Raw genomic sequence first — 14,129 nt, forward strand, 5'->3', positions numbered from 1 at the left:
CGCCCCGCCGGTCACAAGAACGGCGGGGCGAGGGGTGAGGCCGGAAGGCGGGGGCGCGCTGCTGTCGGGGGAGAGGGGCATGACAGCAGCGCTAACAGGGGGGCGCGCGCGCTTCAATCGGGTAGGGGCGCGCGCGCCTGAAGACATCAGCGGCAGCGCAGCTCCCCGCGGTCGATCTCGCGGCCCAGCAGGCCGCCACCGATCGCGCCGAGCAGCGTGCCGACGGTGCGGTCGCCGCGGGTGTCGACCGTGCGGCCCAGCAGCGCGCCGACGCCAGCGCCGATGACGAGGCCCGTGGTGCCGTTGTCGCGGCGACAATAGTAGCGATCGCCATCGCGCCAGATCCGGTCGCCGCGGCTCAGGCGGCGCGGTTCGTAATAGCGGCCGCGCTCGTCATAGATCCGGTGCTTCTTGCGCTTGCGGTGCTCGGCGGTGTCGTCGCCCGGCAGCGAGCTGGCCTCGATACCCGCATAGGCGGACGGGGCGCTCGGTGCCGGGCGCGCCTGCGGCGCCGCCTGGGCGGGGATCGCCATCGGCAGCGTCATGGCTCCGGCGGCAAGGATGAGAGCAATATTCTTCACGGCAGTTCTCCTTTCGGTTTGCCTGCTTTCGTAAGGGGACGGCTGGCATTGCCCCGCCAGCCGGGAAAGAGGGCGGGCGGCAGGACGGGTTTCCGGAGCGCCGGAACCCCGCCCGCCGTCAACGCCGCTCAGCGGCAGCGCGCCTCGCCGCGGTCGACCTCGCGGCCGAGCAGACCGCCGCCGATCGCGCCGAGCAGGGTGCCGAGCGAGCGGTCGCCGCGGGTGTCGATGGTGCGGCCCAGCAGCGCCCCGCCGATCGCGCCGATCACCAGTCCGGTGGTGCCGTCGTCGCGGCGGCAGTAGTAACGGCCATCGTCACCGCGCCACACGCGGTCGCGGCGGCTCAGACGGCGACCGCGATGCCAGTCGCGGCGATCGTCGCGCCACTCGCGGCGGTCACCGCGCCAGTCGCGGCGGTCGCGGCGCCAGTCGCGGTCGTCGTCCCAGTCATCATCGCCATAGGCGGCGACGGGAGCATAGGAGGCGGGTGCGGCGTTGTAGCCGGCGAAGAGCGACGCGGGGGCGCCGGGCAGCTCGGCAGCCTGCGCCGGAGCGGCGAAGGCGGCCATCGACCCGGCGGCGGCGATCAGGGCGAGGTGTTTCATGATCCGTATCCTTGTGGCGGCTCCCCGATGGAGCCTCTCGGTTATCGTTCATCAAACTCGAACGCACTATGAACGATACACAGGGGAAACGGTTCAGGTTCGGCGCCTATTCCCGCAGCCGAAGCGGATCATGAGTTATCGTCGGGCAGCGGCGGCCTTGGCGCGCAATTTCGGGCTGAGCGGGGCGAGATCGGCGAGCGCGGCGAGCTCGTCGGGGGTCGCCTTGCCCGCCACCAGCGCGCGGAACACCCGCGCGACGCTCCATTCCTGCGCGCCGAGCGCGACTCGCTCGAGCGAATCGCCCGGCGCCACCTCGCCCCCCTCGATCACCCGGAAATACCACCCGCAGCGGCCCGAGCGGATGATCGCGGCGACCATGCCCTTGTAGCCGAAGCGGTGCTCGATCTTCCAGCACGGCTGGCGCGGCTGGCTGACCTCGATCAGCGCCCCGGTTGCCTTTGGGCCGCAGCGGAAGCGGTCGCCGATATGGACCTGGTCCTCGGTCAGGCCGGTGACCGCGAGGTTCGAGCCGAAGCCGCCGGGCTCGTCCAGCAGCGGCGACGCGCCGATCTCGCCGCGCCACCAGTCGTGGTGATCGAGCGGGTAGAGATGGAGCGCCATTTCCGGCCCGCCATGCACCCGGCGGTCGGCCTGCTCGTCGGGGGCGAGACCCTCGGCATGGATCTGCACCGGCCCTTCCTGCGGGCGCTTCTGGATCGCGCTCAGCTCCGCGCCGTTGAAGGGGCGGGCGGTCCCGGCACAGACGGCCTCGATGGTCCAACGGGTCATGCTTTCCTCGCGATGAGATCGATCCAGTCGCGCTGCGTGCCATCGCTGGCCTTGCCGGCGTAGGTCTCCTGCGACTCGACGATGAAACCTGCGGTCCGGTAGGCCGCAAGGAGCCATTCGGCTTGCGGGAAATTGTGCAACCGGCCCAGCAGATCGCGGCCCTCGCCGTCTCCGAGCTTGTAGCTTGAGAAGAACCAGCCGTCCGGCACCAGCGCGCGGGCGATGCGTGCGAGCACATCGGGGAGCGCGGCGCGCGGGCAGTGCAGCAGGCTGGCATGGGCCCAGACCCCGGCATAGGCAGCCGCGGCGTCCAGTTCGTGAAAGGCCATCACCCGCGCGCCGAGCGCGAAGGCCTGGTTGGCGCGGGCGACGAGCGCGGGGGCGGCATCGGTCGCATCGACCGCGAAGCCGCGCGCCTTGATCCGCGCCGCATCCCGCCCGCCGCCGCAGCCCAGCTCCAGCACCGCCGCACCGGGGGGCAGGTGGTCGAGAAAGGCGTCGAGCTGGTGGCTGTGCGTCTCGCCCGAATGGAACACCCAGTGGGGCGCGCGCGCCTGATAGAAGGCGATGGTGTCGGGATCGGTGCTCACGCCTGGGTCAGGGGACGGATCACGGCGCGGACTTTTCTTCCGGCATCACGTTGTATTCGCGCACCTCGGCCTGACTGAGGCAGTAGCGGGTCGAGGGGTTGTCCTCGCTCTTCACCGCCTGCTGGCGGTACATGATGTCGGTGAGGAGCTTGCGGCTGATCCCCATGCGGATCAGGAAATCATTGTCCTCGCTCGCGAGCAAGGCCGAGGACTGCTCGACGCTGGCGATATACTCGGTGGTTGCCTTGCTGCCCTCGATCACCACCTCGTCGATCGTCGCCCGGTCGCCGGTGTGGGTGAACATGTGGACCATGAACACCCCGCCATCGTCGACCACCCGGCGGTCGCCGCCCATGAACACGAAATTGCAGGCCGAAAAGCACGCCCAGCCGGCCGGGATGCGGGTCAGCATGCCGCGATAGGAGCGGATCACCTTGCCCGCCTCGTTGCCCGCCCGCGCATTGCCGCCGCGGCTGCGCAGCCAAACTTCCTCGATCCGCTCGTCGGCCTCGATTGCGGCCTTGAGCCGGGCGGGGAGAGTCGCATCGATCGCACCCTCGGCCAGCAGCACGCGCTTGCCGTCGCGGTCGGCGGGGGTGAGGGTCATCGCCTTGGCCGGGCCGAAATCGGGCGCGGCGGGGCAGGTCGGGTTGTCGGGATCCATCGGCGCTGCCGCACCGCCGAGCAGCACCATCGCCGCGAGCGCCGCACCTGCGCGCATCACGCGACGATCGAATAGCGCGCCGAGCCTTGCGCGCGGCACATCCGCTTCTCGGCGCGGGTCTCCTCGCCCTCGATGATGACGACATCGGTGACGGTGATGCAGTCGCGCTTGCCGCCGACGGCCGTGTCGCGGCCGGTGACGGTCGAGGTGCCGCTGACATTCTCGCGCGAGGCCGAGGTCCACTGTGCGCTCGCGCCCACTTCGGGCTGCGCAGCTGCATCATCGGTGCGGGTCACCGCGAGGGTCGCTTCGGCCGCCTGCTTCTGCTCCTCGGGATCAAGTTTGCAGGCGATGCTTTCGGTGATCTGGTCGGAGAATTCGGGCACCGGCACGAAGGAGGGCAGATTGGCCGAGCGGGCAAGCTGATCGACCGCGCCGCCGAGCATCCCGCCGATGATCCCGCGCCCCTTGTCGCCTTTCTTGCCCTTGCCGCAGGCGTCGGCCTTGTCCGCGCCGCGCTTGCCGCTGCCGATGATGCCGCTTAACTGCGCCTCGGCCGGGAGCGGAGCGGCCAGCATCGCGGCCAGCGCTGCGAGCGCCACCATCCTTGTTGCGGAATCTGCCACGCCGAACCTCCCTTGAGCGGCGCCAAGGCTACGCCTGTGGCGCGGGAGCGTCAATCGCGGTGGCGGCGGCGGCTGCTGCTTCGCGGTCTCTTTGCGCGCGGGACTTCTTCTCGGCGGCGGTCTTGAGCTGGCCGCAGGCCGCATCGATGTCGCGGCCCCGGGGGGTGCGGACGGGGGCCGAGAAGCCGCCTTCGAACACGATCTCGGAGAAGCGCCGGATGCGCTCGGGGCTGGAGGTTTCGTAACCCGCGCCCGGCCAGGGGTTGAAGGGGATGAGGTTGACCTTGGCGGGCAGGTTGTACGCGCGCAGCAGCCGGACAAGCTCGCGCGCGTCATCGTCGCTGTCGTTCTTGTCCTTGATCATGACGTATTCGAAGGTGATGCGCCGCGCGTTGCTCGCGCCGGGATAGTCCGCGCAGGCCTGCAGAAGATCGTCGATCCCGTATTTCTTGTTGAGCGGCACCAGCTCGTCGCGCACCTCCTTGCGCACGCCGTGCAAGCTGACCGCGAGGTTGACCCCGATCTCCTCGCCGCAGCGTTCCATCATCGGGATGACGCCGCTGGTCGAGAGCGTGATGCGGCGCTTGGAGAGCGCGAGGCCGTCCCCGTCCATCACCAGCTTCAAGGCATCGCGCACGTGATCGAAATTGTAGAGCGGCTCGCCCATGCCCATCATCACGATGTTGGTGAGCAGGCGGCCATCGGCGGTGTAATGGCCCGCCTCGTCATCCTCGTCGATCGCGTCGGCATCGCTCGCCATGCTGCCGCGCGGCCATTCGCCCAGCGCATCGCGGGCGAGCATCACCTGCCCGACGATCTCGCCGGGGGTGAGGTTCCTCACCAGCTTCATCGTGCCGGTGTGGCAGAAGGAGCAGGTGAGGGTGCAGCCGACCTGCGAGGACACGCACAGGGTGCCGCGCGTCTCGTCGGGGATGAAGACCATCTCGAAATCGTGCCCGTCGGCGGTGCGCAGCAGCCACTTGCGGGTGCCGTCGACCGAGTGCTGGGCTTCGACCACATCGGGCCGCCCGATCACGAAGCGCTCGGCGAGCCAGGGGCGCATCGGCTTGGCGATGTCGGTCATCGCCTCGAAATCGGTGACGCCGCGGTGGTAGAGCCAGTGGAACACCTGCTTGGCGCGCAGCTTGGCCTGCTTGGCGTCGAGACCTGCCTCGGCAAACAGCTCGCGGATGCGGGGGCGGGGGAGGCCGATCAGGTCGACACGCCCGTCGGCACGCGGCGTGATGTCGCGCGCGGCGGGCACCGGGTCGACGAGGCCCGGGATGGTCATGAGTGCAGTATCGGCCATGGGTGGCGGCCATATAGTGCGGGTTCGCCCGTTTGGCGAGTCAGCGCTTGGCGCACCCGACCGTGGCCGCGTCGATGGCGGTGGCCGCGCCCGCGAGCGTGTAGCGGTCGGTGAAGCCAGCGCCCGAGACGCTCATGCGGCTGGCAGAGCGCATCGCCGCGACAATCGCCGCATCCGCCCGCGCGTCGGCCGCCCAGGCGTTGCGGCCCTTGGCGACGAGCGTGAAGCGCTTGTCGCCCACCGCGAGGCGGACGCTCGCCTTCGCCGCAACCTCGCGGCTGAGGACGATATGCACCGCCCCCCGCACGCCCTTGCCGGGCCAAGTCGAGACGGTCGCGTAAGCAGGCGCCCGCCGCTTCCCCTGCGCCTTGCCGATGGCATAGCAGCGCGCCGGCGAGGCATCGCGGAACGCCGCCCAGCTGTCATAGACGCCGAGGCTCTCGCGCGCGGCCAGCGGCGCGGCGGCGAGGGCGAGGAGGGCCAGGGCGGCGAACCTAGTCATAGGCGATCGCCATGACTTCCCACTCGCGCGTGCCCGAGGGGAGGGCGACCACCCGCACGTCCCCGACCGCGGCACCCCGCAGCGCGCGCGCCATCGGGGAGTTCCAGCCGATGCGGCCCGCGCCTGCGTCCTGCTCGTCGTCGCCCACCAGCGTCACGGTCTGGTGGTTGTCGTCCTCGTCCGCGATGGTGACCTTCGCGCCGAAGAACACGCGCGCGCGGTCGACCTGCGCGGCCGGATCGACCACCCGCAGCACCTTCATGCGGCGGGCGAGATGGGCCAGCTCGCGGTCGATCTCGCGCATCTTCTTGCGGCCGTAGAGATAGTCGCCGTTCTCCGAGCGGTCGCCATTGCCCGCCGCCCAGCTGACGATCTCGACGATCGCCGGACGCTCGGTGCCGAGCAGGTGGTCGTAGCGCGCCTTCAGCGCCGCCATTCCCGCCGGCGTGATCGGAGGCCCCGCAGGCTTCACCCCCTGCAGCCCTCAGCGCAGGAACGTGTCGACGGTGCGCGGCAGCCCCGCCTGCTCGGGATACATGTGCGAATAGGTCACCGCATTGCCGATCACGCGCATGATGTAATAGCGCGTCTCGAAATTGGCGGGGATTTTCTCGATCCATTCCTCCCAGCCGATCTCGCCCCGGCGCGGGTCGCCATTGGCGCGCAGCCACTGGTTCACCCGCCCGGGCCCGGCGTTGTAGGCGCCGATCGCGAGCGGGTAGGAGCCGCCGTAATAGCTCAGCATCCGCGCGAAATAGCCGTCGCCCAGCTGGATGTTGTAGAGCGGCGAGGCGGTGAGGTCGGCGGAGAGATACTGCACCCCGATCTTGCCCGCCTGCTCGCGCGCGGTGCCCGGCATCAGCTGCATGATCCCGCGCGCGCCGGCATGGCTCTCGCGCGTCCGGTCGAACTCGCTTTCCTGCCGGCCGATGGCGTGGACCATCACCCAGTCGTTGACCGCAGGGGGCGTTGCGATGGTGGGGAAGCCAATGCGCTCGAGCCCGGACACCCCGACCTCACCCATCTTTAGGCCGAGCACCACGGCGAGTTCATCGAGCCCGATCTCGCGCGCCAGCATGCCTGCCATCAGCATTTCGTTGGGGGTGTCGGCCTCGTCGCCCAGCGCCTCGAAGAAGCGGCGCTCGGTGCGCCAGTCGCGGCGGTTCTTGGCGAGTGCGCGGATTGCCTGCACCACCGGGCGCGATTCGAATTCGGCGCGTTTGGAGGCCTCCATGCGCGGCTGGGGGAGCTCGGCGAAGGCCGGCATCGGCCGGCCGAGCGCGCTTATGGCCAGCTGGGCGTAATAATAGTCCGGCCAGCGCGAGGCCATCTCGAAGTAACGCTGCGCGCCCGCCTCGTCGCCCGCCTGCCGCGCCGCGCGGCCTGCCCAGTAATAGCCCTTGGCCTTGGTCAGCGGGGTCTTGGCGGCATCGCCATAGCGCGCGAACAGCGGCGCGGCAGTGGCACCGTCGCCGAGGCTCCACAGCGCCTTGGTGCCGCCGAGCCACATCAGGTCGGTGAGCCGGTCGCGCAAGGTGAAGCTGGTTTGCGACAGGTCGGCGTCGGGCGCGAAGAGATCGGCGCTACGGCTGGCGATCCGCGCCGCCTCGGACGGGCCGACATCATTGGCAAGCCCCAGCAGCTGGCCGACGAAGGCCTCGGGGTCGAGCGCCGGGCGCACGAAGGCCGGGCGAGTGGTGAAGACCCGCGCGGCCTCGTAGTTCTGCCCGCTCGAACGCAGGAACTTGACGAGATTGAAGACATAGCCCGGATCGGCTTCGGCTCCAGCAGGAACCGCGAGCCCCGCCGCTTCGGGCCGCGCGCCGCGCAGCAGCGCGATCCGCGCCAGCGCCGTGGCGCGCTCCTCCTCAGGCAGGTTCACCACCATGCGCGAGGCGGCATCGGCCTTGCCCTGCCACAGCAGCGCATCGACGCGTACCGCGTGATCCTCGGGCGTCAATTGCGCGCCGTAGAGCCCCGACAGGTAGAGCTCGACCGGATCGGCCATCTGCCCGCCGCGCCAGGCCTTGCGCGCCTCGGCGAGCGCCTCGGGGCGCTGCATCGCAGCGAGCGCCAGCGCATAGCGCGCGCGGGCGGGGTTGGTGAGCGGGGGATGGGCGTCGAAGAAGCGCAGCACCTCGGCCTGCGAGGGCGCCTCGTTCTCGAGCGCGGCCTCGGCGCGCAGGCGCAGGATGTCGGTTCTGGGAAAGCTCGGCCAGGCGAGCACGAAGCCGGCATAGTCGGCAAAGCCGTGGGTGCGGCTTGCCTGCAACGTCTCCCAGCGCGCGATCGCGGCGTCGACCGCGCCCGGCTGGCGGGCGACCAGATCCTGCCCGCCGCCCCACTCCTGTGCTGCCGCGGGCAACGCCCCTCCCGCAAGCGCCGAGGTGACGAGAATCGCAGCATATATCCGGCGGGAATTCAAGAACATGCGGACCATGCTGGACATAGTGCCTACCGGCTCCTTATCAGGCGGTGAACGTGAGGGATAACGGGGAGAGAGGTTCCCGTATTCCCGTATCTAGAGTTTAAGACAGGACAATAGCAATGTTCAGCGGATCGATACCCGCTCTTGTGACTCCTTTTCGCGGCGGGGCGTTCGACGAGGTTGCCTTCCGCCGCCTGGTCGACTGGCAGATCGAGAACGGCAGCGCCGCGCTCGTCCCGTGCGGCACGACCGGCGAGGCCTCGACGCTCTCGAATGCCGAGCATCATCGGGTGATCGAGGTGTGCATCGAGCAGGCCGCGGGCCGCGTGCCGGTGATCGCGGGCTGCGGGTCGAACGACACGCGCAACGCCCAGTTGCACATGACCTTCGCCAAGAAGGCGGGGGCGGCGGCGGGGCTGTGTGTGGCGCCGTACTACAACCGTCCGAGCCAGCGGGGGCTGATCGCGCATTTCAGCTACCTCGCGGAAAACTGCGACCTGCCGATCGTGCTCTACAACGTGCCCGCGCGCACCGTGACCGACATTCTCGACGACACCGTGGTCGAGCTGGTGCGCAAGTATCCCGAGAAGATCATCGCCATCAAGGACGCCTCCGGAGACCTGTCGCGCGTCGCCGATCACCGCATGGGGATCGGGCGCGAGTTCTGCCAGCTTTCGGGCAATGACGAGCTGTGGCTGCCGCACGCGGCCGCAGGCGGGCGCGGGTGCATCTCGGTGACGGCGAACGTCGCGCCCAGGCTGTGCGCCGAGTTCCACGAGGCGATCGCCGCCAACGAGCTGAAGAAGGCGCGGCAGCTCAATGATCGCCTCTTCCCGCTCCACTACGCGATGTTCTCCGACGCTTCCCCCGCGCCGGTGAAATATGCGCTCGCCCGCGTTCACGACTGGATCGAGCCCGAGGTGCGCCTGCCGCTGGTCGAGTGCTCGGACGAGGCGAAGAAGGCGGTCGACGAGGCGCTGGTGCTGGCGGGGGTGCTCCCCGCCTAAACCACCTCGTCCTCGTCCAGCATCCCCTGCGCGCTGCCTTGCGGCTCGCTCGCCAGAATCGCCTCGGTGATCGAGTCGATCCGCGCGCCGACGCGTTCGGGGTGGTCGATCGCGGCGATGTGGAACAGCGCGTCGCCCTGATGCACCACCGGCAGCGTGGCATGGCCGATGATGATGCCGTCGACCGGGCTGACCAGTGCCTCGGCCTCCTCGCCGAACAGCCCGGCGACCATGGCGAGGACATCGCCCTTCCTCACCGGATCGCCCGAGGTGCAGGTCGCCTGCATCACCCCGCCGCGGGGGCTGCGCACCCAGGTGGTGCGGTTGGCGCGCGCCGGGATGCCGACCGCGCTCAATCCGTCGTCGGCCTCGATCATGCCGAGATGCGCGAGCACGCGGGTAACGCCCTCGACCCCGGTCTCGATCGACAGCCGGTCGAAGCGCAGCGCCTCGCCCGCCTCCATCAGCAGCATCTCGACCCCGTGCTTCTGGGCAAGGTCGCGCAGCGAGCCGTCGCGCAGGGGGCTCTCGATGATCACCGGCGCGCCGAAGGCCATGGCGAGCTCCACCAGCTTGCGGTTGCCCGCCATGATGCGGATCTGAGGGAGGTTGTAGCGGTGGATCGCGGCCGAGTGGATGTCGATCCCCAGCTGGCAGCGCGCCACCACCTCGCGGTAGAAGATGTGCGCGAGCTGCCCCGCGAGCGATCCCCCCGCGCTCCCCGGAAAGCTCCGGTTGAGGTCGCGCCGGTCGGGCAGGTAGCGCGAATGGCTGATGAAGCCGAAGATGTTGGCGACCGGCACCAGCAGCACCGTGCCCGCCAGCGCCCCGGCCTCGAGCGCTTGCGCGAGGCGCTGGATGATCGCGGTGCCGATGATCTCGTCGCCGTGGATCGCCGCGCTCACGAACACTGCCGGGCCGGGCCTTGCCCCGTGGATCACCCGCACCGCGAGGCTGGAGGTGGTGCCCGTCGCCATGGTGGTGATCGGGAAGGCGACATCGGCCTGCGCTCCGGGCGCGATGCTTGTGCCGGCGATGATGAATGGCTGCGGCGTGGTCATGGCCCGCGGTTCCCCCTGTTGCCCCGTGCCACGGTAGCCACAAGACGCCCAAGCGCAAAGCCCCTCGCTTTTTGAGCGACGCACGCCTACATCGCCCGGCCTTATGGCCCGTCCCAAACCCGTCACCTTCGACAAAGTGAAGATTGTCGCCGAGAACCGCCGCGCGCGCTTCGACTACCATGTCGAGGATGTCTACGAGGCCGGGCTCGCGCTGTCGGGCACCGAGGTGAAGGCGCTGCGCGCGGGCGAGGCGTCGATCGCGGAATCCTATGCCGAGGTGCGCGATGCGCAGGTGTGGCTGGTCAACGCCAACATCCCCGAATATTCGCACGGCAACCGCCTCAACCACGAACCGCGCCGCCCGAGGAAACTGCTGCTCCACGAGCGCGAGATCGACAAGCTGTTCGGCGCGGTCGAGCGCAAGGGCATGACGCTGGTGCCGCTGTCGATCTACTTCAACCGCACCGGCCGTGCGAAGGTCGAGCTCGCGCTCGCCAAGGGCAAGCAGACCCACGACAAGCGCGCGAGCATCAAGGAGCGCGACTGGAAGCGCGACAAGGCCCGCCTCATGCGTGAGCGCGGCTAGGAGTTTCCACCAAGGTCCGCAGTTCACCCACTGGTCACCCGGCCCGTGCTACCCATATGAGCAAGATGCCATCCCCCGCGATCCTTCCCGCAGCCCAAGGCGACATCGCATGAGCATGCCGCCGCCTGTGCCCAAGCCCGGCCTCGGCTGGCGCTCGAAGACCTGGGCGATGGACGTGATCCGCCGCAACACGCCCACGCGCGAGGAGATGGCGCAGAACAAGTATCTCGCCCCGATCGCGCACCGTTTCCTGTCGCCCGAGCTGTGGCGCTTCACCCGCCGCTCCGTGCCGCGCGGGGTTGCGCTCGGGCTGTTCGCGGCCTTCATCATCCCCATCGGGCAGATCTTCCTGTCCGCCTTCCTCGCCCTGCCGACCCGCGCCAACGTGCCGCTGGCGGCGCTGGTGACCTTCGTCACCAACCCGTTCACGCTGCCCTTCTGGCTGGTGATCGCCAACCGCATCGGCGAGTTCTTCCTGCGCTTCGATGCTGCCGGGGCCGGCCTCGCCGCGTCGCAGGTCGAGAGCGACGCCTGGGCCTGGCTGACGATGGCCTACGAGGTCGGCGCTGCGACGATTCTCGGCTATCTCGTGCTCTCGATCGTCACCCCCGCGGTCGGCTGGGTGCTGTCGGGCTGGGTGTGGCGCGCCGTGGTGTCCCGCAAGCGCGCCAGACGGTTGAAGGCGATGGAAGCGCGGCTCGACCAGCGGCTCGGGGCGCGGTAGGAAGCGCATTTCCGCCGCGCCTGCGCGTCTGCCCGCCAGCTCAAGGAGCCCGCCTCTCGTGTCCCGCCGCATCGGCAAAGAACCCGGCCACCTCGCGCATGCCGACGATCCGGGCGCGGCGCGCAGCCTGCCGCCCGCCAGCCTTCTGGCCGGGCTCGGCGGCGGGGTGATCGCGAGCGCGCTGGTGCTGTGGTTCGCCACCGGCAGCGGGATCGTCGCGCTCGCCTTCGTGCTCGCCGCCGGGGTGCTGCTGGGCGGCGTGGTGCTGCTCGACCGGGTGCGCAGCCCTGCCGAGGCGGGCAGCCCCGCCGCGCCCGACTGGAGCGTGACCGTCGCCGCGATCGAGCGCGCCGGCGAGGCGATCGCGATCACCGACCGCGCCAACCGGATGGTCTGCGCCAACCTGTTCTTCCTCGACAGCTTCGGCGCCAACGCCGCCCCGCCCGCGCTGCCGATGGGGCGCGAGGGGCTCGAGGCGGTGACGCTGCTCGCTCGCAGTGCCTGGCGTGACGGCACCGCGCAGCTCGACGAGGTCGAGGCCTCTGACGAGACCCGCTGGCAGATCGCCGCCACCCGCGCCGGACGCGGCGATGACCACCTGATCTGGCGCCTGAAGCCGATCGCGCGCCCGGGCGGGGAGAGCCTGCAGGCGCTCGACCTTGCCGGGCCCTTCGGCAGGATGCTCAGCCGCGCCGGGATCGAGAGCGCGATCACCACCGCCGACGGTGTGATCCGCGCAGTCAGCGCGGGCTTCGCCGAACGCGCCGCGGGCGACGAGCGCGCGAGCCTCGTCGGGCAGGACTTCGTCAGCTTTCTGCGCTCGGACGAGCGCGACCGCATCTTCTTCGCCCGCGAGGGGCGCGGCGGCACCCCGCAGACGCTGGTCGACGTGCCGCTGGTCAATCCCGAGGACCGGGTCACGCCGGCCGGGCCCGACGAGGCGACCTCGCTGATGCTGCTGATCGATTCGGGCGTCGGCATCGGCAGCGGCTGGGACGGGGCCTCGCAGGCCGGCGTCGCGCAGCTCGATGCGCTGCTCGCGCAGCTGCCGCTCGGCCTTGCGATGACCGATCGCGACGGGCGCTTCCTGTTCGCCAACGAGGCCTTCCTGCGCTCGGTCGGCCGCGAGGGGCGGGGGTTGCCTGCCTTCCCGACCGATCTCGTCACGCGCGAGGACAAGGCCCCCCTGTCCGACGCCGTCCGCCGCCACGGGCGCGGGCCAGCGACCAGCGGCGATGTCGCGGTGCGGCTGACCAACGCGCCCGAGGAGCCGGTGTCGCTCGGGCTGGCCGGGGTGCGCGGGCTGGGCGAGGCGGCGGTGCTGCTCAGCCTTGCCGACACCTCTCAGGAAAACCAGCTCCGGCGTCAGGTCGCGCAGGCGACCAAGATGCAGGCGGTCGGGCAGCTGGCGGGCGGTGTCGCGCATGATTTCAACAACGTGCTCACCGCGATCATCGGCACCTGCGACCTGATGCTGCTGCGCCACATCCCCGGCGACAGCGACTATGACGACATCCAGCAGATCCGCGCCAATTCCAACCGCGCTGCCTCGTTGACCCGCCAGTTGCTCGCCTTCTCGCGCCAGCAGACGCTGCGGCCCGAGATCATCCAGCTGCCCGACGTGGTGAGCGAGGTGAGCCCGCTGATCAAGCGGCTGCTGGGCGAGAAGATCACCTACTACGTCCAGCACGATCGCAACCTCGGCCCGGTGCGCGCCGATCCGCAGCAGCTCGAGCAGGTGATCATGAACCTTGCGGTCAACGCGAGGGACGCGATCCAGTCGCGCGGGCAGGGCGTGGGGCGGATCTCGCTTTTCACCCGCAGCCTGCAGGCCAAGCAGGTGATGCAGCTGGGTTCCGAGGTGCTGCCGGCCGCCGATTACACGGTGCTCATCGTCCAGGACACCGGCGGGGGCATACCGCCGCACGTGCTGCCCAAGCTGTTCGAGCCGTTCTTCACCACCAAGGAACAGGGCAAGGGCACCGGCCTCGGCCTCTCGACCGCCTACGGGATCGTCAAGCAATCGGGCGGGTTCATCTTCGCCGACAACATCACCGACAAGAGCGGGCACCCGGTCGGCGCGCGCTTCACGGTCTATTTCCCCGTCCACCGCGGCGAGGTGCCCAAGCGGCGCCCGGTGCAGGAGATCGCCTCGTCCGACTGGTCGGCGGGGGGCAAGGTGCTGCTGGTCGAGGACGAGGACATGGTCCGCACCGTCGCCGAGCGCGCGCTGACCCGCGCGGGTTACGAAGTCACCCCTTGCGCCAATGGCGAGGAGGGACTGGCGGCGATCCTCGAGGGAACGACGCAGTTCGACCTGGTGGTCTCCGACGTGGTGATGCCCGGGATGGACGGCCCCGCCATGGTCCGCGCGATCCGCGCGAAGCTGCCGAAAATCCCGGTCCTGTTCATGTCGGGCTATGCCGAGGAGCAGCTGCGCCGCGACATCGACATCCCCGACATGCACTTCATCGCCAAGCCCTTCAGCGTCGCCGCGATCGGCGACAAGGTCGGCGCGGTGCTGCGCGAGGCGCGGGCCGAGGCAGGAGGCTGAGCGCCGCGCAGGCAGCGCATTTCTTCACCGCCGCGCGCATCGTTCACCTTGGATAAAGCCGCAGAATCGTTCATCCTCGCCAACGACGAATGGAGGGGACTGG

Annotated in this window: 15 protein-coding genes; 4 read left to right on the forward strand and 11 right to left on the reverse strand. The window is 70.0% G+C overall.

Going from position 1 to position 14,129, the window contains the following annotated elements; all coding sequences use genetic code 11:
- Positions 1-146 precede the first annotated feature (146 nt).
- From AX692_RS13280 to AX692_RS13325, 10 genes are all read right to left on the reverse strand, one after another.
- On the reverse strand, positions 147-581 hold the full coding sequence (locus tag AX692_RS13280; RefSeq protein ID WP_073973978.1) for a glycine zipper 2TM domain-containing protein: 435 nt from the start codon (positions 579-581) through the stop codon (positions 147-149).
- Between the two features lie 128 nt (positions 582-709).
- Entirely contained in the window at positions 710-1,186 is a 477-nt protein-coding gene (locus AX692_RS13285; protein WP_073973979.1) for a glycine zipper 2TM domain-containing protein, read from the reverse strand.
- Positions 1,187-1,321: 135 nt separating this feature from the next.
- Positions 1,322-1,975 carry an MOSC domain-containing protein gene (locus AX692_RS13290; RefSeq protein WP_073973980.1) on the reverse strand — a complete coding sequence of 218 codons (654 nt, stop codon included), beginning with the start codon at positions 1,973-1,975 and terminating at the stop codon, positions 1,322-1,324.
- On the reverse strand, positions 1,972-2,565 hold the full coding sequence (locus tag AX692_RS13295; protein ID WP_073973981.1) for a class I SAM-dependent methyltransferase: 594 nt from the start codon (positions 2,563-2,565) through the stop codon (positions 1,972-1,974). The genes AX692_RS13290 and AX692_RS13295 overlap by 4 nt, the downstream gene beginning before the upstream one ends.
- A 19-nt stretch (positions 2,566-2,584) precedes the next feature.
- Positions 2,585-3,286: a hypothetical protein gene (locus tag AX692_RS13300; protein ID WP_073973982.1), complete on the reverse strand. Its 702-nt coding sequence runs from the start codon at positions 3,284-3,286 to the stop codon at positions 2,585-2,587.
- Positions 3,286-3,855, reverse strand: coding sequence for a hypothetical protein (locus AX692_RS13305; RefSeq protein WP_230959487.1), 570 nt, complete (start codon positions 3,853-3,855; stop codon positions 3,286-3,288). Before AX692_RS13305 ends, AX692_RS13300 begins: the two co-directional genes overlap by 1 nt.
- Before the next feature lie 28 nt (positions 3,856-3,883).
- Positions 3,884-5,164, reverse strand: a complete 1,281-nt coding sequence (gene rlmN, locus AX692_RS13310; protein WP_073973984.1) for a 23S rRNA (adenine(2503)-C(2))-methyltransferase RlmN — start codon at positions 5,162-5,164, stop codon at positions 3,884-3,886.
- A gap of 40 nt (positions 5,165-5,204) precedes the next feature.
- The gene (locus tag AX692_RS13315) at positions 5,205-5,666 is read right to left on the reverse strand and encodes a hypothetical protein (protein WP_073973985.1); all 462 of its coding nucleotides are present in this window, start codon (positions 5,664-5,666) and stop codon (positions 5,205-5,207) included.
- Positions 5,659-6,138 carry a GreA/GreB family elongation factor gene (locus tag AX692_RS13320; protein ID WP_073973986.1) on the reverse strand — a complete coding sequence of 160 codons (480 nt, stop codon included), beginning with the start codon at positions 6,136-6,138 and terminating at the stop codon, positions 5,659-5,661. Before AX692_RS13320 ends, AX692_RS13315 begins: the two co-directional genes overlap by 8 nt.
- A 12-nt stretch (positions 6,139-6,150) precedes the next feature.
- Positions 6,151-8,031, reverse strand: coding sequence for a lytic transglycosylase domain-containing protein (locus AX692_RS13325; RefSeq protein ID WP_230959911.1), 1,881 nt, complete (start codon positions 8,029-8,031; stop codon positions 6,151-6,153).
- Positions 8,032-8,213: 182 nt separating this feature from the next.
- Here AX692_RS13325 and dapA point away from each other — a divergent pair, with 182 nt between their 5' ends.
- Positions 8,214-9,101 (forward strand): 4-hydroxy-tetrahydrodipicolinate synthase, encoded by an 888-nt coding sequence (gene dapA, locus AX692_RS13330; RefSeq protein WP_073973987.1) that lies wholly within the window; start codon positions 8,214-8,216, stop codon positions 9,099-9,101.
- On the opposite strand, the gene AX692_RS13335 is transcribed toward dapA, so the two are convergent.
- Positions 9,098-10,162: a succinylglutamate desuccinylase/aspartoacylase family protein gene (locus tag AX692_RS13335; protein ID WP_073973988.1), complete on the reverse strand. Its 1,065-nt coding sequence runs from the start codon at positions 10,160-10,162 to the stop codon at positions 9,098-9,100. The two genes, dapA and AX692_RS13335, sit on opposite strands and share 4 nt — an antisense overlap.
- 103 nt (positions 10,163-10,265) lie before the next feature.
- On the opposite strand from AX692_RS13335, the gene smpB reads away from it, so the two are divergent.
- From smpB to AX692_RS13350, 3 genes are all read left to right on the forward strand, one after another.
- Positions 10,266-10,748, forward strand: a complete 483-nt coding sequence (smpB, locus tag AX692_RS13340) for an SsrA-binding protein SmpB (RefSeq protein WP_017664159.1) — start codon at positions 10,266-10,268, stop codon at positions 10,746-10,748.
- Between the two features lie 169 nt (positions 10,749-10,917).
- Entirely contained in the window at positions 10,918-11,472 is a 555-nt protein-coding gene (locus tag AX692_RS13345; RefSeq protein WP_073973990.1) for a DUF2062 domain-containing protein, read from the forward strand.
- 127 nt (positions 11,473-11,599) lie between these two features.
- Positions 11,600-14,026 (forward strand): response regulator, encoded by a 2,427-nt coding sequence (locus tag AX692_RS13350; RefSeq protein WP_073977000.1) that lies wholly within the window; start codon positions 11,600-11,602, stop codon positions 14,024-14,026.
- Positions 14,027-14,129 lie beyond the last annotated feature (103 nt).

It is taken from the genome of Erythrobacter donghaensis (assembly GCF_001557325.1).
Lineage (GTDB): Bacteria > Pseudomonadota > Alphaproteobacteria > Sphingomonadales > Sphingomonadaceae > Erythrobacter > Erythrobacter donghaensis_B.

What these genes read in the sequence shown, in the direction of transcription:
- rlmN (WP_073973984.1), bottom strand. Translation starts at nt 5,164, where the DNA reads ATGGCCGATACTGCACTCATGACCATCCCGGGCCTCGTCGACCCGGTG.
- AX692_RS13285 (WP_073973979.1), bottom strand. Translation starts at nt 1,186, where the DNA reads ATGAAACACCTCGCCCTGATCGCCGCCGCCGGGTCGATGGCCGCCTTC.
- AX692_RS13335 (WP_073973988.1), bottom strand. Translation starts at nt 10,162, where the DNA reads ATGACCACGCCGCAGCCATTCATCATCGCCGGCACAAGCATCGCGCCC.
- AX692_RS13345 (WP_073973990.1), top strand. Translation starts at nt 10,918, where the DNA reads ATGGACGTGATCCGCCGCAACACGCCCACGCGCGAGGAGATGGCGCAG.
- dapA (WP_073973987.1), top strand. Translation starts at nt 8,214, where the DNA reads ATGTTCAGCGGATCGATACCCGCTCTTGTGACTCCTTTTCGCGGCGGG.
- AX692_RS13315 (WP_073973985.1), bottom strand. Translation starts at nt 5,666, where the DNA reads ATGACTAGGTTCGCCGCCCTGGCCCTCCTCGCCCTCGCCGCCGCGCCG.
- smpB (WP_017664159.1), top strand. Translation starts at nt 10,266, where the DNA reads ATGGCCCGTCCCAAACCCGTCACCTTCGACAAAGTGAAGATTGTCGCC.
- AX692_RS13290 (WP_073973980.1), bottom strand. Translation starts at nt 1,975, where the DNA reads ATGACCCGTTGGACCATCGAGGCCGTCTGTGCCGGGACCGCCCGCCCC.
- AX692_RS13300 (WP_073973982.1), bottom strand. Translation starts at nt 3,286, where the DNA reads ATGCGCGCAGGTGCGGCGCTCGCGGCGATGGTGCTGCTCGGCGGTGCG.